The 19,104-nt window shown below is 37.4% G+C and carries 16 protein-coding genes; 6 read left to right on the forward strand and 10 right to left on the reverse strand.

What is annotated here, in order from left to right; translation table 11 throughout:
* Positions 1-43: 43 nt before the first annotated feature.
* Both HQN83_RS25225 and HQN83_RS21580 read right to left on the reverse strand, forming a co-directional pair.
* The gene (locus HQN83_RS25225) at positions 44-952 is read right to left on the reverse strand and encodes an energy transducer TonB (RefSeq protein WP_217277448.1); all 909 of its coding nucleotides are present in this window, start codon (positions 950-952) and stop codon (positions 44-46) included.
* A gap of 9 nt (positions 953-961) precedes the next feature.
* The gene (locus HQN83_RS21580; protein WP_173093254.1) at positions 962-1,330 is read right to left on the reverse strand and encodes a YybH family protein; all 369 of its coding nucleotides are present in this window, start codon (positions 1,328-1,330) and stop codon (positions 962-964) included.
* Positions 1,331-1,601: 271 nt separating this feature from the next.
* Between HQN83_RS21580 and HQN83_RS21585 the strand changes: the two genes are divergently transcribed.
* A complete protein-coding gene (locus tag HQN83_RS21585; RefSeq protein WP_173093256.1) occupies positions 1,602-3,593 on the forward strand; it encodes a TonB-dependent receptor plug domain-containing protein in 1,992 nt (663 codons plus the stop codon).
* A gap of 36 nt (positions 3,594-3,629) precedes the next feature.
* Positions 3,630-4,136 carry a molybdopterin-dependent oxidoreductase gene (locus HQN83_RS21590; protein ID WP_173093258.1) on the forward strand — a complete coding sequence of 169 codons (507 nt, stop codon included), beginning with the start codon at positions 3,630-3,632 and terminating at the stop codon, positions 4,134-4,136.
* A gap of 203 nt (positions 4,137-4,339) precedes the next feature.
* On the opposite strand, the gene HQN83_RS21595 is transcribed toward HQN83_RS21590, so the two are convergent.
* From HQN83_RS21595 to HQN83_RS21610, 4 genes are read right to left on the reverse strand one after another with little or no spacing between them, the layout of a single operon-like run.
* On the reverse strand, positions 4,340-5,581 hold the full coding sequence (locus HQN83_RS21595) for an alkaline phosphatase family protein (RefSeq protein ID WP_173093260.1): 1,242 nt from the start codon (positions 5,579-5,581) through the stop codon (positions 4,340-4,342).
* A gap of 6 nt (positions 5,582-5,587) precedes the next feature.
* Positions 5,588-6,505 carry a metallophosphoesterase family protein gene (locus HQN83_RS21600; protein ID WP_173093263.1) on the reverse strand — a complete coding sequence of 306 codons (918 nt, stop codon included), beginning with the start codon at positions 6,503-6,505 and terminating at the stop codon, positions 5,588-5,590.
* A 32-nt stretch (positions 6,506-6,537) separates the two neighbouring features.
* Entirely contained in the window at positions 6,538-8,328 is a 1,791-nt protein-coding gene (locus HQN83_RS21605; RefSeq protein WP_173093264.1) for a RagB/SusD family nutrient uptake outer membrane protein, read from the reverse strand.
* Positions 8,329-8,363: 35 nt separating this feature from the next.
* Positions 8,364-11,591 carry a SusC/RagA family TonB-linked outer membrane protein gene (locus HQN83_RS21610; RefSeq protein ID WP_173093265.1) on the reverse strand — a complete coding sequence of 1,076 codons (3,228 nt, stop codon included), beginning with the start codon at positions 11,589-11,591 and terminating at the stop codon, positions 8,364-8,366.
* A 187-nt stretch (positions 11,592-11,778) separates the two neighbouring features.
* Here HQN83_RS21610 and HQN83_RS21615 point away from each other — a divergent pair, with 187 nt between their 5' ends.
* Entirely contained in the window at positions 11,779-12,405 is a 627-nt protein-coding gene (locus tag HQN83_RS21615) for a TetR family transcriptional regulator (protein ID WP_173093266.1), read from the forward strand.
* Here the strand turns inward: HQN83_RS21615 and HQN83_RS25555 are convergent.
* The 4 genes from HQN83_RS25555 to HQN83_RS21630 all read right to left on the reverse strand — a co-directional run bounded on the left by HQN83_RS25555 (position 12,358) and on the right by HQN83_RS21630 (position 15,783).
* On the reverse strand, positions 12,358-12,636 hold the full coding sequence (locus tag HQN83_RS25555; protein WP_449592161.1) for a CBU_0592 family membrane protein: 279 nt from the start codon (positions 12,634-12,636) through the stop codon (positions 12,358-12,360). The two genes, HQN83_RS21615 and HQN83_RS25555, sit on opposite strands and share 48 nt — an antisense overlap.
* 102 nt (positions 12,637-12,738) lie before the next feature.
* The gene (locus HQN83_RS21620) at positions 12,739-13,695 is read right to left on the reverse strand and encodes a sugar phosphate isomerase/epimerase family protein (RefSeq protein ID WP_173093267.1); all 957 of its coding nucleotides are present in this window, start codon (positions 13,693-13,695) and stop codon (positions 12,739-12,741) included.
* Positions 13,696-13,755: 60 nt separating this feature from the next.
* A complete protein-coding gene (locus HQN83_RS21625; protein ID WP_173093268.1) occupies positions 13,756-14,787 on the reverse strand; it encodes a fasciclin domain-containing protein in 1,032 nt (343 codons plus the stop codon).
* Between the two features lie 75 nt (positions 14,788-14,862).
* Positions 14,863-15,783 carry a DUF6263 family protein gene (locus HQN83_RS21630; RefSeq protein WP_173093269.1) on the reverse strand — a complete coding sequence of 307 codons (921 nt, stop codon included), beginning with the start codon at positions 15,781-15,783 and terminating at the stop codon, positions 14,863-14,865.
* Between the two features lie 156 nt (positions 15,784-15,939).
* Here HQN83_RS21630 and HQN83_RS21635 point away from each other — a divergent pair, with 156 nt between their 5' ends.
* The 3 genes from HQN83_RS21635 to HQN83_RS21645 are packed head-to-tail and all read left to right on the forward strand — an operon-like array spanning position 15,940 to position 19,091.
* A complete protein-coding gene (locus tag HQN83_RS21635) occupies positions 15,940-16,524 on the forward strand; it encodes a TetR/AcrR family transcriptional regulator (RefSeq protein WP_173093271.1) in 585 nt (194 codons plus the stop codon).
* 42 nt (positions 16,525-16,566) lie between these two features.
* The gene (locus HQN83_RS21640) at positions 16,567-17,913 is read left to right on the forward strand and encodes a TolC family protein (RefSeq protein ID WP_173093273.1); all 1,347 of its coding nucleotides are present in this window, start codon (positions 16,567-16,569) and stop codon (positions 17,911-17,913) included.
* An 11-nt stretch (positions 17,914-17,924) separates the two neighbouring features.
* Entirely contained in the window at positions 17,925-19,091 is a 1,167-nt protein-coding gene (locus HQN83_RS21645; protein ID WP_173093275.1) for an efflux RND transporter periplasmic adaptor subunit, read from the forward strand.
* The last annotated feature ends 13 nt before the right edge of the window (positions 19,092-19,104 follow it).

The raw sequence follows: 19,104 nt of genomic DNA on the forward strand, positions 1-19,104 counted from the left end.
AGGTTATGTGGTGTAAGTTAACAAAATACGTTAATCAATGGTTTTAAAGGGTAAAAGTGATTGGAATATTATACTTTACACGTACAGGCTTACCATTTTGTACTCCGGGTAGCCATGGCGGAGAGTTTTTAATTACTTCAACTGCGGCTTCATCACAGCCGTCTCCTATTCCACGTTCTGCTTTTACATCTGTAATTGTCCCATCACCTTGTACAACAAATGAGACATAAACCTTTCCTTCTGTTTTTTTTGCTCTTGCCTGTCGTGGATACACCAAATTATCCCTTAAGTAAGTAGCAAAGCCACTCATGCCTCCCCTAAACTGGGGCGGTATATTTAAAAAGTCTTCTTTAACCTGAGCATTACCCGCCATATTTTCGTAGGCATTGCTGGCAATTCTTCCGGTATTAGAATTCCATTTCTTATGTTGTTTAACGTCTAAAATATCCGGATTTCGAGAGGAATAGACGATTTTCAATGTGTCATTTACTCCGTATAATTGTTTTTTATTATCAATGGACTGATAGTGATCTTTCCCTTTTATCTTATATTCAATTGCCGCCAAAAACACAGGCCCACCTTTCAATCTCTTTTGCTTATAAACTTCTACAACCTTGGCGTAGCTAATTACTCCATATTTTTTTAACTGTTGTTCTTTATACAGCGTACGCAATTGAGCAACTCCAAAAACTAAAGTGAGCGTTAAGACAAACAGTATCCCTCCATTAATTCCTCGATTCCACCTAGGCTTACCTTTAAATTCAAACCACATCCCCTGCAAAAACACAAGGCTAAATATTCCTGGAATTGTTAACGCCTTTGCACTATCTATCGACAAAAACACACCCCAATAACAACATGTTATTATAACTGCTAGAAGAACACATGTCCAGATTTTTTTACTTTTTGAGGTTGTTTTTTGTTCTTGCAAAGGCTGAGCATTAATTTCCATATGACCAGATTAGTTTAATGAAACATAGAGTTCGCTTTGTGTAAGCCATTTGCCTTTTACTTTACGCCACATTGCAGCATAATTACCATGATATGGGGCATTTTTATAATTCCATTTGCCGTTTTCCCATGCCAGATCACCACTTTTACTAATAACAATCGTTTCAGGAATACGTTCAAACAATGGACTGCTTTTAGAGAACATATATTTCCAATCAGCCGCGATTTCGGCTTTACCAATGGTATGGCTACCATCTCCGGCGATCTGTACAAAATCGTCCAGCCAGTATTTAGATACTCCATCCACGTCCTTTTTTGCAATGCAGTTATTTGAATCTAACCTTGCTTGCTTTATTAATAATACCTCTGATGAATCCATAAGCAATAATAACAATTCTAATTTGTTAACGAAAGCTCAATGAGAAAAGTCATCCTCTTATCAAACAAACTCATGACCAATAGCTAAACAAATGCAAAACATCGTAAAAACCGAACTAAAACCAAAAACAAACCAAACAAACAGCATTAAAACAAAAACGCATAGAACAATATGATTTACATCATACTATTCTATGCTTTTCTAACAAATAACAATATATTTACAGCAATAAAACCAAATAAAATGAGCATAAAACCTAAAAACAATCATTATGCGAAAATTTTATTCATCATTCCTATTAAGTTTCACATTTCTTTACGCCTCAGCACAACAAACTAACACTAAAACACCAGACACTTCAGCTATAACCAAGCGGATTTTCAAACTTGGCGAAGTCAATATTAATGGCAAAAAGAACGGCCATTCGAACACAATAAGCAGTTCCCAAATTGAATCCTTTAACAAATTAGACGTATCTCATGCCCTAAATCTCTTACCGGGTGTAAATCTTACCTCTGTAGGCGCGAGAAATGAATCGGTAGTCCTTATCCGAGGTTTTGACCTGAGACAAGTCCCCGTTTTCATTGACGGCATACCAATATATGTTCCGTATGATGGATATGTTGACCTTGCCAGATTCACAACATTTGATGTATCACAGATCAATGTAGCCAAAGGTTTTTCGTCAGTTACTTATGGCGCCAACACTATGGGTGGCGCAATCAATATCATATCCAGAAAACCCGAAAAACTTTTTGAAATTGATGCCCGTACAGGTTGGCTAAGCAACAAAGGACATCGCCTAAATCTTAATGCAGGCTCCAATTTTGGCAAATTCTATTTACAGGGAAGCGCATCTCAACTTAAACAAAAAGGATACCCGTTACCTGGTGATTATACCGCAAAACAATATGAAGACGGAGGGACACGAGACAATGCCTTTCGCGAAGACTCAAAATACACCCTGAAGTTTGGCTTTACTCCTAGCGCAAACAATGAATACGCAATAAGTTATGTAAACCAGCAGGGAGAAAAAGGGAATCCGCCTTACGTAGGCAACGATCCTTTGCAAAAGGCCCGTTTCTGGCAGTGGCCATACTGGAATAAGGAAAGTCTGTATTTCATTTCCAACACAGGAATTACAAGCAACAGTTTTCTAAAAACACGTCTATTTTACGATAAGTTCAGCAATCTACTAAGCGCATTTGACGACAACACTTACACTACACAAAAGAAACCCTCTTCCTTTCAGAGTTTATATAAAGATGATACATTTGGCGGATCAGTTGAATACGGAAATAACATAAGTGCACAGCATGAACTTAAAGCGTCTCTACACCTTAAAACTGATCGTCATAAGGAAAATAATGTCGGCGAACCTGTACGTAAATTCCGAGATTATACAGTTTCCGCAGGTATTGAAGACACCTACAGTCTTACCAAAAAACTAAGCTTATTGCCAGGTATTAGTCTAAATCTGCGTCACAGTATGCAGGCACAGAATTACAACTCGACCACAAAGGAGATTACCGACCTGCCAGAAAACGAGAATTACGCATTAAACGCACAGCTTGGTGCAGTTTATCAACTAAGTGCTATAAGCAAACTTAATATATCTGTAGCACGCAAATCCCGCTTTGCTACAATCAAAGACCGTTACTCTTACCGAATGGGCGCTGCAATCCCCAATCCCGACCTTAAATCAGAAACTGCAACACATTATGAAACCGGTTATTCGGCCATTTACAATGGCAAACTTGAGGTTGAAGCCAATCTTTTCTACAGTAAAATCTCGGATGCCATCCAGCAGGTTAATAATGTACAGCCCAATATATACCAATTGCAAAATACAGGGAAAGCGGAATTTTATGGCTCCGAGCTATCCGCCAGGTACTCCGTTACAAAGGATTTACAGATTGCAGCTCAACACAGCTATTTACACCGCAGCAACCTAAGTAACAAAGCTATTAAATTCACAGATGCCCCTGAACATAAAATAATGGTCTCGGCCAATTACCAGTGCTCAAACTACGCATCAATACAGGCAAACTGCGAGTACAATTCTTCAAGATATAGTACTAGCTATGGCACCAAATCAGGAGAATTTGCAATAGCTAATATTGGCACTCATATTAAAATCTACAAGTCAGTAGCACTAGAAGGAGGCGTAAACAACATACTAGATAAGAATTACACCATAAGCGAAGGGTTCCCCGAAGCAGGGAGAAATTACTTTGTAAGTCTAGCCTTTAATAACCTTTAATTACTCAAAATCAATACAAACTTAAAGCCTATTCAAATGAAAAGATATAAAAGCATTATCCTTTTGGCGCTTCTTTTAATAAGCACACTTCATTTATTTGCTCAAACTCAGACTACCAAGTCTAGTTCATTAAGCGTAACAGGTGAAGTAAAAACGTCACTTACATTAACCACAAAAGATTTGGAGAAAATGGTTAAAATGGAACTTAAAGCCACAGACCGTGATGAAAAAGAGCATAGCTATTCAGGTGTAGAACTCGCTACTATTCTTAGGCTGGCCGGCGTTACCTTGGGAGCTGAATTAAGAGGTAAAAATGCGGCTAAGTTTCTACTCATAAGCGCTAATGATGGTTATCGCGTAGTTTTTTCATTAGCTGAGGCTGACCCAGAGTTTTCACAAAAAAAGATCTTGCTTGCCACTAGAAAGGACGGAAGTTTACTTCCTGAAAGTGAAGGGCCTTTCAAGATTATTATAGAGGGTGAGAAGAAAAAAGCGCGGTTTATAAGACAAATAAATAGCATACAGGTTAAGTATGTACAATAACAACTATACTAAATAATGGCAATTTTGCTTAATCGATCGTAATGCTGAATTTATTTCAGTATCTCTCAAGAGAAAGAAAACCTTGCTAGTGCGAGATTCTGAAATAAATTCAGCATTACGAAAATTTTAAAAAAAAGGAGGGTGATCATGACCACCCTCCTTTTTAGCACAGTTTACCTGTACAACTTAACAATACAGATATCCTATTTTGCCTGAACAGGGATTACCCATTTGTTCAGTGTATTATCCTTAGCCTGAATAACTACCTTGTAAAACTCTGAAGGGTAATCTTTAACGTTAGCAAAAAAGTGTTGCTGACTAAGATCCACTTCTCCTAAAAGATGATAAGTATCTTTTCCTCCTGTTTTGAAATCATTTGTTGTAGCCAACCAGATTTTAACCTTTCCCGTTTTCTGTAAGGCTTTCCAGCTAATGTCAATATGATTCTGAGTATAAATTGTTTTAAGAGCTGTAACAGATACCGGGCCTATAAATGAGGTGCCGTCTACTTCTTGTGCTACGCTATCAGGAAGTTTTACATCCAGGTAACGAGCTATTGAAGGCATAATATCTACCACACCAAGATCAAAGTATTGACCATAAGTATTTAGGTTTCTATAATTGCTTACCATCCAGGTAGACCTTTGTCTATCAGATTGGCCACCATGTCCACGACCGCTTTTTTCATCGCGTCCGTGATCTGTAGTAATAACAATTAGCCAGTCTTCTTTAAAGTTTTTCTGACGATAGCTTATTGCTTCCCAAACTTTACCTACCTGTTTATCCAGCATACCCACAGCATTATAGAACTCAGGACTATCGCCATGCGCGTGCCCCATATCATCGGTATACTCCAAATAAATCCATGAAAGATCAGGTGCTTTATCATGAATGGTGTTCGATGCATCAGCGATTACCTGCTCATCGATGCGGTGCATATAATCTGCCTTTTTATCGTGCTTAAAACGAACTGTATCCAGTTCATAGCCATCAAAAGAGTAATCGACCTTTAGGTTTCCTGCTTCCGGTAAATTATGCCCAAGTAATTTGGTTCTGTTATCTGTCCAGCTAGAGAAAATAGCAGTTTTCTTATTCGGATATTGAGCTTTAAACAACCTGAATATATTTTGATAATTATAATTAGGTGCTTTAATATCATTATCCGGTACGTTGTGCTTATTTACCCAAGTGCCGGTAAGCAAACTATTATATCCAACTGCAGATATAGTAGGCGTTTCACTGTAAGTACCTTTCCCACCACCAACATACATTCTGGAATAAGATCCTGCCTGTATAATCTTCTTAAAGTTAGGCAGGTTTTGGTTTTCAATTACATCAGCCGGAATACCATCGGCAATAATGTAAACCACCTTTTGTTGTCTCTTCTGTGCATTAACCGCTACCGACAAGAAAAAGCAGACTGTAAAAAGGAATGGGATTCTCATAATTTGTTAAAAAGTGTGTGGATAATATTCGTTTTCAACTGTACCATCCTCATACAAGCTCAGCATTGCATAGCCCGGAGGAGTTTCTAAGTAATAGCCAGGACCTGCAGATTCTGCATCTCCCTTACCCCACCAAAAACCACTCATAGCGCCATTACAGCAATACAAAACATCATTATAATGGGTATTATCTGATAAGTGATTATGTCCGCTTAAGCAAACTCTCACTTTATCGCGATGCTTGTGAAACAGGTCTTTTAGCTTCTTACAGTCAGAGTGGCCGCCGCCTACAAGAACCTGAGTGGTTCCTAAAATTGGATAATGCGACATTAGCAATGTGGGTGTAGATGCCGGTAATTGCTCCAGTTCTTTCTCCAACCAGCTGTATTGTTCTGGGTCTAATGAGATATTACCATTGTTTCCGTCAAGCACTATGAAATGCCAGTTCTTTTTTGAAAAACTGTAGTATCTGTTGGGGATTTTCAGGCGCTTAACCACATAGTTTTTCCCATACATTTCATGCTCCTTAGATGGAGCTTTCCACCATGAATCGTGGTTACCAATGCAACTATGCACTTCGTATTTATCCAGTGTTTTCAGGCAATCATCCCAAATACTCCACTGCTTAATTACCTGATCGTATACAACATTGTCATACGATGCATCACCAATAGAATCACCACCATTCAGGAAGAAATCTGGCTTGTGCTTAGTAATGATATGCTTTAAACATTTTTTAAATCGTTCAGGGGCATTTTCACCTTCTCCAATGTGTACATCGGTTATATGCGCTACAGAAAGTGCTAGTTTTTTCTTTTCCTTTTTTTCAGGAGTAGAAGCAAAGGCAGTCAGGCCACTGGTTGCTACGGCGCCAACAGCTAAACCTGCTGCCTTTAGTAAAGATCTTCTTTTTAATGTCGTCATCTGTGTTTATTTCTAAATAGGCTTATTGGTTACTACCAGCCAAATACTTGTTTTAGGTTATTGTTCAATACTACTTGTTGTTGAGGAATTGGGCGATAATAGTATTTAGGCTCCTCAAACTTACGAATAGCTGATTCAGTTACAATAGCACCACCTGAAGTACCATTTTTCAAAAACACAGTGGCATCTGAACCTATCTCTCCGGTACGGTAATAGTTAAGTACTACGCCTAATGAATTCTTTTCTTTATGGTCTTCATCAGGAATAGTCTGAGATTTATCGATTAAAATAATATCTTCAACGCCATCTCCCGTTAAGTCATATTTCCCTAATCCGGCAAAGTACATCCCCTCAGGGCTTTTAGTCAATAGCTTCCCGGCGTTCCATCTCATCAAATCATCATATCTTGTATTTTCAAAAGCAAACTCAACCCTGCGTTCTCTTCTTATCTCGAAAATCACTCCTTGGTTTGATTCAACATTATTAAATTGTTGTTGCAATAAAGGATCGGGAGATGCATTTGCCTGAGCTAAATTAAGGTTAGGTATACCCGCTCTTTTTCTAATCAGGTTAACAGATTCATCTAACTGCGATTGGTTTAATGTACCTAACTCAGCTAACGCTTCAGCGTAATTTAACAATACTTCTGCATAACGATAAACAGGGAAATCAACACTGTTTAAAATTGTTTGATCAGTACTGTTTACGTATCCTTTTAATTGGTGATAACCTGTAAAATTTTTATTTAGTCTTTGGATGTAAGGTTTCGCATCAGGCACCCTAATCCAGCCTGGATAAGCCATTGTTTGAGCCAAACGTGGATCTCTATTTTCAAACTCCTTTACAAACCCAAGTTTATCATAATTTGGCACTGCGGTAAAGCGACTGCCATCTTTCATTAAATAGGCTTGAATAAGGTCTCTTGCAGGTGCTTGTTCATAGTCACCAAATACGACACCATTTACGTTTTGGCTTGTTTTTTTAGCTAAATCGAATATATTAACCAAAATCACTTCAGGGTTTGAAGTCAAATCCTGACTTGAAAACAAAGTTGCATAATCCTGATCAGGTAGATTTTTATTAAAGATTGAGAATTTTTTAGAAGCCATTACCTCCCCTGTTATCTTAACAGTAGTTTCAAGAAAGGCATTTGCGGTTGCTTTTAAATTAAGCTCTGTATGGTATTTGCGATAAGTCCCTTCATAAAGAGCTGCTCGCGAATAAAATACGGCAACGGCCCATTTCCCTGGAGTTCCTGCAGGCACGGCTTCTCTCACATGATTATAGGCAAAATCAAGATCAGCCATTACACTATCCATTACCAACGCACGAGGATCACTAGGCTTAAACAATTCTTTATCATCTGGATTCAGTGTACCAGAATACCAAGGCACATTAGAAAAACGCTGTACCTTATCCAGATAAAACTGTGCACGGTAGTACTTTGCCAAACCGATGTAATGATTTTTCACTTCACTGGTAACCTTTGCTTTATTATAGTTTTCTAAGAAATAATTGATATCTCGCAACCTTTTCCAATTCCATCCTCCGGTTATATTCTGTGCATTAGCATTGCCTGCCATTATATTCTTTACTTCTACAGCTGCTGTAGTTGCTACGTTATCGCTACTTTGATCATTCAAATAGCTCCCTCTGTCAGGCATTAAGAGTAATCCGTTAACATATAAAGCAAGGTCTTCTTCTGTATTAAAGAAAAGATTTGGCGCTATCTCCGTTTGAGGAAAACGATCCAGGTTACCTTTTTTGCATGCAGTGATTAAAACTGCAATTGTTGCAAACAGGATGTATATATTCTTTTTCATAACTGTTTTTTAAATGTTTGTTAACTCCCTAATTATTAAAAATCTAGATTTAAACCAACTGCATATCTTCTTTGATATGGATATGCCCATGCACTAGACCCTTGATTTACTGCTTCAGGATCTATGTACTTTTTAATGGCAGAGAATTCATAAAGATTCTCTCCGGTAACAAATACACGAAGACGATTAACTTTAAAACGATTAGTAAACTTAGCAGGCAAAGTGTAACCAAGTGAAACATTTTTTATTCTTAAATAAGCACCATTTAGCAAATATTTAGTTTGTGGAATATCTAAACCTGAACCGTAATTAGCATCTGCTAGCCACGATTGCATAACCGGGTAATAAGAATTGGTATTTGCGTCAGCTAACCCTGCAGCTATATAAGAAGCTGAGTGTTTTGCTCTTTGTTCAGGAGAATCTCCTGTAGCCCTATAAAAATCAAGATTCCAAGGATAAACGTTAGCATAAGGCTGCTGATAAGGCCCCCAGAACAAATAATGATGAGGATAAAAATCTCTTTTTAATACACCTTGAAGGAATACAGAAAGATCAAATCCGTTCCAATCCATGTTTAGATTAGCCCCAACACTGTATCTATCCGTACTATTACCAATAATTTTAAGATCTTTCGGATCATTAGAACTTAATCCTCTCTCTATTTTTTTGTTGCCATCCAGATCCTTGTATTTAGGCCAGCCCTGAATAATATCAAGTGCACCCCATGGAATTATGCTAGATTGATCAAGTGCATCGATTTCAGCTTTACTCTGGAACAAACCATCATTTTGCAGTCCCCAAATCTCTCCTATAGTCTGTCCTACACGGTAGTTAGATAATAAGTTTTGATCGTTCTTGAATTTTGTAATCTTAGAGCGGGAATCAGAAACAAAAAATTTCGTTTCAAAGCTAAATGGCTTAGATCCTAAATCGAACCTATCTCTATAAGAAACTGATAACTCCCATCCCTTTGTCCTAAGGTCAGCAGCATTTTGTTTTGGCACGTCAGTACCTAGTACACCAGGTAATTCCTGACCGGCAACCAGCATACCTGTTGTATTGCGAATGAAATAATCAAAAGTAAATGATAGCTTATCATTAAAAAAACCTAAATCCGTACCCATGTTAAGCGTAGAAACGCGCTCCCATGTGTAGGTGTTTGGATCAACATACAATCTTGGTGCTCCGGTAATAACGACTTTCCTTGAATCGCCGATTAAATATGGTGAAGTTCCAGTTGGTAACGTTTGGATATACCCAAAATCACGTAAATATGGATTAGAATCTGCAGCCTGATTTCCTAAGTCCCCATAAGAGGTACGTAGTTTAAATGTTGATAAAACTGGAGCCAAAGGTTTAAAAAAGTCTTCGCCACTAGCAATCCAAGCCAAAGAAGCCGAAGGGAAAAATCCCCATCTATGACTAACAGGAAATCTCGAAGATCCATCATATCTTCCTGTAGCCTCTAAGATATAGCGATCTTTATAAGTGTAGTTTAACCTACTGAAAGCACTAGTACTAGCATACGCATTATACTTTGTTCCTAGTGTTATTTCCCCTGTAGTTAATTTAAGATAAGGCACAGATGAAGACATAAGTAAGTCTCTCTGAGCATCAACAGTAGAATAACTATAGTTCTCAGAATTATAACCAACCATTGCACTAAAAAAGTGATCACCTATGGTCTTTTTATAAGTAGTATATAAGTTAAAAGCATTGTTATATAAATAGCCATTGCTCTCACTTACATAACCATTACCCCCCTCTTCTCGGATATCAGTTGGTCCGAAACCTATCTTAAACTTCTTCGAATCATTATGATACTTCCATAACTCTCTTTTAAATGAAGCATCACCATTTACCTGAAGATCACCATTTAAAAACGAAGCGGTTGCGCCTGTGATATTTTGGAAGCCAAACATTGTTTCAAGATTATTCCCTCCATCAACCAGTCTTGCAGCGAGTCTACCTGCTCCAGTGTTTGCCCATGTTCCATCAGGATTCGTAGCTACGTCGGTTGGTTGCAAGTAATAAAGATCGGTAATACTGGCATTTGGAAGTGCTTTTTTGGTTTGGTAAATATTAAGATTGTTATCTATTTTCAACCATGATAAAGGAGCAAAACCTACTCTTGATCTTAAACCGTAACGATCCCAAAAATCAGGAGCAAGCTTATTCAAACCATTTTCTTTCGTATAGTCGGCAGACAAATAATAAGTTAATGGGGAGTTATTTACCTGAGCTCCACCTGAAAAAGTCAATGTATGATTTTGAGATAAACTAGCCTTGTTAAAGAAATAATCATACCAGTTGTTATCCCCCATATATGCCCATCTGTTTTTATTTGGATCAGTTGGATCAATACGTGTATCTGGAAGTGAAGGATTATCCGACCTCTCTTTGGCCCACTTATAGTACTCATCAGAATAATTTACGTAATCCCATGGAGTATTGTCAGTAGAAGTCTCCAAAACTCTGGAATAAATATATGGATCAGTTACCGGCTTTGGAAGAACCGTTGGTCTCCCCCAGGTTGTTAATGCATTATAACTTATCCTAGTACTTCCTGCAACACCCTTTTTAGTAGTGATAAGGATTACTCCAAAAGCGGCTCTTGCACCATAAATAGCAGCAGACGCAGCATCCCTTAATACTGTAAATGATGAAATGTCAGAAGGAGTTAACCTTAACATATCATCATTACTAGCAGCTGGAATACCATCAATTACAATAAGAGGTGAGCCACCGTTTATGGAAGTATACCCTCTGATGTTTATTACGGGTACGGTACCGGGAGCACCACCTCCATAAGTTATGTTTAAACCAGGACTAATACCTTGCAGTCCTTGCATAACATTTGAAACTGGTCGTGATTCCAATTGCTTACCTGAAATCTGATCTATTGCTCCGGCAATATTAATTTTCTTCTTTGTTCCAAACCCCACTACTACTACCTCTTGAAGGTCGCTCAAATCAGGAGCTAGCGTTACATTTAATTGGGTTTTTCCATTTAGATTAATTTCCTGTGGCTTGTATCCAATGTAGGTAAACACAAGAGTTGCATTGGGTTTTACATTTGTTAGGGTGTAAATTCCATTCGTGTTTGTAGCAGTACCAAGTTTTGTACCCTTAACACTAACGTTAACCGACGGAATAGGCCCTTTAGTTTCGGCATCCAAAACCTCACCTCTCACGGTAATGTCCTGGGCAAAACTCTTTGCTGCAAAAAGCATGAAGCAAATCAGTAGTAGCTTTTTTTTCATAATTGAAATAAAATTAATTTGTTTGGTTTGGTATTTAATTACTGTTCGAGCGCCGCAAATATCCATTCGCAATGTTAACAGCAGGTTAGAACTAAATTAATAAATTAATTGAACATACATTCAATCTATAAAAATAAATTTGCGAAATAGAATTACTTTTAAGTAGTTTGGCTGAATAAATTTTACCATGGGAAGAAAGAGCCTCAAAGAGGCGAGACAACTAGAAATTATAAAGATATTTTATAAGGTTGCTAAAACTGAAGGCTACGAAAATACTTCGATAGCTAAGATTGCCAAAGTAATGGATATTAATCCAAGCCTCATTATTCATTACTTCGAGACTAAGGAAGACCTTACTTACGGCCTTATAGATTATATACTTGAAAGGTATCTTTTAATATATACCATTAAAAACAAGGATCAGGTTACCCTTTCTGATTTGAAGAAAACAATCGAAATGCTTTTCTCTAAAAAGTGGAATTTACTCTTTGACGATGGCTTGTTTTATACCTTTTATGCTTTAGCATTCAGAGAAAAAAAGATAAAAGCAAAATATAAGACCATATTGGACTCATTACGCTTTGCCCTTACATCAATGATAGAACAATGCAATCAAAAAGATCTCATAAAAGTTGAGGATGCTAAAGCAGCTGCTGATTTAATTTTTGTATTGGTTGATGGTGCTTATTTCTATCTTTCTTTAGAAAGCGACAAAAAGGCCTATGCAGAACGACTTGACTATTACAAGAGTAAGGCGTATCAGATTTTAGGAGTTGACGCTACGGTTTTTTCTGATAGCATTCTGAGTTCTTAACCGTCGCCCTAAAGCATATAGTCCAATGAACATCCAAAGTAGGTTAGCCATAGCGTTTGGTAAATCGTTAGTTTCCAAAGCTGTGGTAACTAAACACAGTCCGCCTACAATATTGAGTAGCTGAAAACTGAGCGAATCAGGAGTTACAACTTTTACGCTTAATAATAAATAGCCTAACGTACATAAAATCACGCCAAGCCAGCCAATACTCGATATTATAATTTGTAGCATACCTATCCCCCTTTAAAACTACAGGCAAATGTGCGTTTTTTTTCTACTGAAAAACATAGATTTAACATATTTTCCAAATTAGTAAAAATAAAAAAGGGGTTTTTAAACCCCTGCTTTTTTAAGTACTTCTAATGTTTTTCTTAGCCCTGTTTCTGCTACCTTTTGCAAATCTTGCTTATAATACTCAGGATTATAAAGTTCAAGAGAAATGCAACCTTTATAACCTGTTGCTTTAAGGTCTCTGAAGATCTGTGGAAGTGGTAAGATGCCATCACCAGGAAAAACGCGATCCTTATCTCCCAGGTCAGCTACTGCTGCCGGAGAAGAAGGTACATCCGAAAATTGGAAAATAGCAATAGCATCACCATTTATTAGCTTCAATCCTTCAAAACCACCCTCAGAAATATACATATGGTAAGTATCAGGGATGACCATCGCCTTAGGATGATTGCTATCTAATGCAATACCCATAGCCTGTCCCAATGTTTTTACGGGTTGGTATTTTACAAATACAAGAGCCGGATGAATGTTAAATTCCTTTAGTCCAATTTCAATAATATCTTTATATCTATTGGCTACCCATTTCTGGTTAAAATTCTCCCCTGCTGTATCTGGGATGGTTTGGATATGTTGAGCACCGATGGCTGCTGCCATGCGCATTCGATTGCGTGTATCTACCAAAGATTTGTCGAACAGCTCTTGTGTAGGAGGTAATGAGTTCCATAAACCAATTACACTCGGTACAAACAGCCCAAGATCTTTTATTTCTTTACCAAGATCTTTTAAATTACCACCCTTTGCTTCGAACTCTTGCAATTCTCCATCCCAAGGTTCAATTGCATCATAACCGGCTTTAGCAGCTATTTTTACTTTATCTTTTAGTGACGCAGGTCTTATTGTTGCAGTATCAAGGCAAACTGGCCAAGGACTTGCGCCTTTTTGATAACGCTTTTCTTTTTTGTCTTTTAATAATCCTGTTTCACCGAGTACATAAGTTGTTGGCGCAACAGTAACAGCTCCTGCAAGAGCGCCAAGGTTGATAAATTTTCTGCGGTTCATATAATTTGCTAAATATTTTATATTTGGTTTTCACGAATATAAAAATATTCCTAACTTTTTTTAAGGCTTCTTATTGTTTAAAAAACCAATGCTAATCTCCGTTTTTCTTGTCAGCGCGCTAATAGTTACGGTACTTTCGTACGGCAAACCATAATAATCTCTGCTATCAACTATACCATCATTGTTAAGATCAACCCACTTAAAATTCCCTGGAGCAGCATTACTCTGTTTTGACGCAGCATTTACTTCTGCATCTGATTGAAAAATTCCAGATATAGCATATCCCATATAAAAACCTAAATATGGCTCTGCAGAGCTTCTAAATGTATTCGTTTTGTTACCATAAAAGGCTTCAATATAATACCTTCCTGAAGCAAGTCTCTTTAAGGTAGCTTTACCAGAGGCATTTGTTTTACTACTGTAAGCAATAGCACCATCTGTATAATCCTTCTGTGTAGCATAAAGGTTTACTGTTGCTCCTGAAATCACTTCACCTTTAGGGCTTGCAATGCTCCATTTAGTACCATCCCAAACAGTAACTTCAATGGTTGTGGTATGCAATTCATCTTTAGTAGTTGTAGAAGTAAGTGATGATTTTATCGTATGCACAGCCTCATTATCGTTATACACAATCTGTTTACCTCCAACCTGAACACCATTTATCCAAATGGTATCTGCCGAACGACTAATCTTTAATTCTTTTCCACTCAAAGTATTAAAGATTCGCTTATTATACAACTCATAATGATTAAATGATCCTTTAATAATATGATCTTTAACCATAGCTGAAGTGATCGCTACATCCTCATTTAAAGGTGCAAAAACCGTAATGCCTTCCGATACCTCCTCTTTACTTAGTGAAATATTTTTTAACACCTGCATAAAATTGGTAATGCTGTCAGCCCCTGACAATTTAGATGTGATGTTGTTAATTAGCTGTTGGGGTTCAAGAGATTTATTATCGACAGTCTCTTGTTTATCTTTTTTACAAGAGAAAATAAAGACAGTAAATAAAAGAGCTAAGAATGATTTGTAGATTCCGTTATTAGCAAAACGAGTATCTCCTTTAGAGGAAATTAAGTAATTAATCATGAATGAGAGCATTAAAAAAGCGATAATTTATTATGTTCCGGTAAGATAGATTCTTTACCTAGAAAAACCAAATTATTATTTATCAGTAAACACCATATCACTCGTCATTTCCATAGGAACGGTCATCCCTTCGGGCATCTTTTCACTCGCTTTGATACTCATTGTCCCCCTAATGTTCTGACTAATTTTCCCTTCAATTAACCAACCTGTTTTTTTATCGATTCGCATAACCGAATTCATCGTACCAGCCATATTATACTCAAATGGCAGTACAGTGGTTGCTGTATCGGCCTCATTATTTTTTGTTGTAAAAAGAGATGCACCACTAATCACGAACTCTGTAGCTGTAATTTCATCAAGTTTATATACCCCATCTAAAGTTGCCGACATACCTGCTTCCAGTTGTGTTTTGATATTCCAGGTGTCGCCTTTGGCAACGGCACGATCCGGAAATACTGCCGATAACATTTCTAAATTCCCTTTAAAAGCCTTATCGCCGTATGATTGCATAATCTGAGTACGAATTTGCTCTTTTTGTTCGGCTGTTAGTTGAGGAAACTTATCAAAAGCACCAGCATATAACACCTCTACATTCTTAACCTCAGCTATCTTACCGCTTTGCGTCATTTTTATTTGAAACGGTTTATTTTTCATCATACGGAAAACCGACGACATGATATCTGTTTCATCAGTACTTTCAGAATCAAAAACAGATGTCCCGCCCGGATGTACCATTTTCATAGATAAATTTTCGTAACTTACATCCATGCTGTATATGCCGGAGGCATAATCTGTAACCAAATATTTCATTTGGCCTGTAATAGTCATGTTAATACTTATTTCCTGATCATTAACTTTTTGCTTAATTACAGATTTGGCTACAGTTTTTTGAGTATAAGACTGCCCCTTAGTTAACTTTAACTCAATCTTTTGAGTTTGCGATTGGCAAGAAAAACAGACAAAAATAGAAAGAAAGAAACTGAAGAATATTTTCATAAAGCGTTAGTTAAATTTTAATAATTAGTTACAATAACTGAAGTAAAATTACACGAAAATGCGACATTTCTATAATATCACTAATAAATCATTTGTATGTAACATTCCCTTTATATCAATAGATATCTATTAATTAATTCTCTTCTTTGCGACCGAATGAACGTTCAATTGGAAACTTACAACAGCAAACGCGATGCTATTTTAAATAGCACACTACTACTCATTAAAGAGTACGGATTTCATGGTACACCTATGAGCCAGATTGCAAAACATGCAAAGGTGGCAGCAGGAACCATTTATCATTATTTTGATTCAAAAGAAACCCTCATCATAGAACTTTACATCAGAACTAGAGATCAACTGACAGAGGCTTTAATGGAAGGTTACGACCAATCAACTCCATACAAGGATCGTTTCTTTAAACTCATGCACAACCAGTACAATTTTTACATACAAAATGAACCTGCAATGGTTTTCCTTGAGCAATATGTAAACTCTCCATTCGCAAAGAATTTCCCGGAAAAAGACAGCATTTTATTTAAAGAAAAAATAATCAGCTTCTTTGAATCCGGGATAGATGGAGGATATTTTAAAAATATTGATCCAAGATTACTAGGACCAACAATAAGAGGCACGTTAGTTGCGGCTGCAAACTTCAGATTATCAGAGCAAATGATATACTCTGAAGATGACATTACGGAAGTTGTGCAGATTGTTTGGGACGGAATTAAAAGACAATAATATATATAATGGCTTTAACTACACTCAATTCCACATTTAAATATGAAAATTCATAAACTACTCGTAATGCTTCTTATCGGTTTACCTGTCTTGCTGCCCAAAGAATTGACGGCGCAAACGGGAAACAATGATAAACAGCTCAGCAATGCTACACTTCAGGAAGTGATAGATTATGCGCTAAATAACAGACCCGGAGTGAAGCAATCTCTAATCGATGAGGAGATTGGTGAACGCGATATCAAGTCTGCGCTTTCTGGATGGTTCCCGCAAATTAGTGCAAATGCAAATTATAACAATAACCTTAAGCAACAGGTTAATGCACTTACTACAAATGGCGAAACCAGCTATATTACTTTTGGTACAAAACAAACCTCTGCGGTTACTTTACAAGCTGATCAGCAATTTCTAAATGCTGGTCTTATCCAGGCATCAAAGGCTTCTAAATACTATAGACAACAGTACAAACAGAGTACAGAAAATACTAAAATCAATACAGTTGTTGATGTTAGTAAAGCCTATTTCGACATCCTTACCAGCGGAGAGCAGTTAAACATTATCAACGAAAACATCGCCCGGTTAGAAAAACAAGCAAAAGATGCCTCTGCTCAGTACGAACAGGGTTTGGTAGACAAAACAGATTTTCAACGTGCGCAGATTAGTTTAAGCAACTCTAAAGCAGACAAAAAGAGAACTGAAGAGCTACTTAAATATAAATATGCCTACCTGAAAGAAATCATTGGCTACAGTACAGATAAAGACTTTAGCCTTAACTTAAAATCTGACAGCATGGAGCAAGGTATTGTTTTAGATACTAACGCTAAACAGGCTTATGAGAACAGAGTGGAATATCGCCTTCTACAAACCCAAAAGCAATTACAACATTTAAATACCAGTTATAACAAATGGAGCTATTTGCCATCTATTTCGGGTTTTATAAATTATAGTTCAAATTACTTAAATAATGATTTCAGCAACCTTTATGACAAGTCGTTTCCAAGTTCTGTGTTTGGCTTAAAGCTAAGTGTTCCAATTTTTCAGGGAACAAAAAGAATCCAGGAGCTCAGAAAATCTCAATTACAGGAAAAGAGAATTGACCTCGACTTATTAAACACAAAAAGTCGCATCAATACACAGTATGAACAGGCGATGGCTACTTATAAGGCAAATCTGAACGACTGGAAAACAGCAAAATCTAATGTCGATATCTCCAGACAGGTGTACAATACAATTAAACTTCAATACGATGAAGGCATTAAAACCTACCTGGATCTGATGACCTCAGAAACAGATTTGCGCACTGCCCAACTCAATTATTTAAACTCATTATATAGCCTGCTTTCTTCTAAACTAGACGTACAACAAGCATTAGGAACTATCATCGTAAATTAATAAGAACTCAAATGAATACTACAAACTACATAAAACTCGGCTTCGTAATACTTGGAACTGTTACATTAGCCTCTTGTGGTGGCAATAAAAATGCTGGTATGCAGCAAGGCCCACCTCCCCCAACACAGGTAACTAAAGCAACTGTAACCGATCAGGAAGTAATCACTACAGATTCTTACCCTGGAGTGGTAGTGGCTTTAAACGAAGTTGAACTACGTCCGCAGGTAGGTGGTTATATCACCGCAATCTATATAAAGGATGGACAGAAAGTAACTAAAGGACAAAAGCTTTATGAAATTGACCGCACAAAATACCTTGCGGCACACACTTCTGCCCAAGCAAACGTTGCAGTGGCAAAAGCTAACCGCGATAAAGCAAAAAAAGATGCAGACCGTTATACACGACTTGCAGAACAAGATGCTGTTGCCAAGCAACGTGTTGATTACGCTTTAACTGATCTGGCAAATGCCGAATCACAGGTAGCCGCAGCACAGGCGCAGTTATCATCAGCTGCCAACGATTTACAACGCTCAATCATTGTATCACCCTTAACAGGAACTATAGGCATCTCTCAGGTTAAATTGGGTGCTCTAGCATCCCCAGGTACAACTTTGTTAAATACAGTTTCGAGTAACAATCCAATAGCTGTAGACATTGCTGTGAACCAATCAGAAATCCCTCGTTTTATGCGTTTACAAAAAGATGCAAAAGCAGAAAAAGATTCTCTGTTCAACGTTCAATTACAAGATGGCAGCATTTATAATGGTCAAGGTCATATTACCGCTATAGATCGCGCTGTTGATCCTCAAACAGGAACTATCAAAGTAAGAATCAGCTATCCAAATTCTGAAGGAAGATTGCTTGCAGGTATGACTGTTAATTTAAAAGCATTAAACAAATCATCGGAACATCAACTGGTAATTCCATACAAAGCTGTTACGGAGCAACTGGGTGAGTTTAACGTATTTGTAATTGGCGACAGTAGTAAAGCTGAACCACGCATCATTAAACTAGGTAAACAGTTTGATAAAAGTGTAGTAGTAAAAAGCGGACTAAAGCAAGGGGAAGTAATTGTGGTTGATGGTGTACAAAATGTAAAACCAGGTGCTGTAGTAACAGACGCTCCGGCTGATGCAGCCCCAGGAGCACAACCAGCAGCAGGCGCAGTTAAAAAATAGACTTAAAGAATTT

The sequence above is a fragment of the Pedobacter foliorum genome (assembly GCF_013266735.1).
Taxonomy (GTDB): Bacteria; Bacteroidota; Bacteroidia; order Sphingobacteriales; family Sphingobacteriaceae; genus Pedobacter; species Pedobacter foliorum.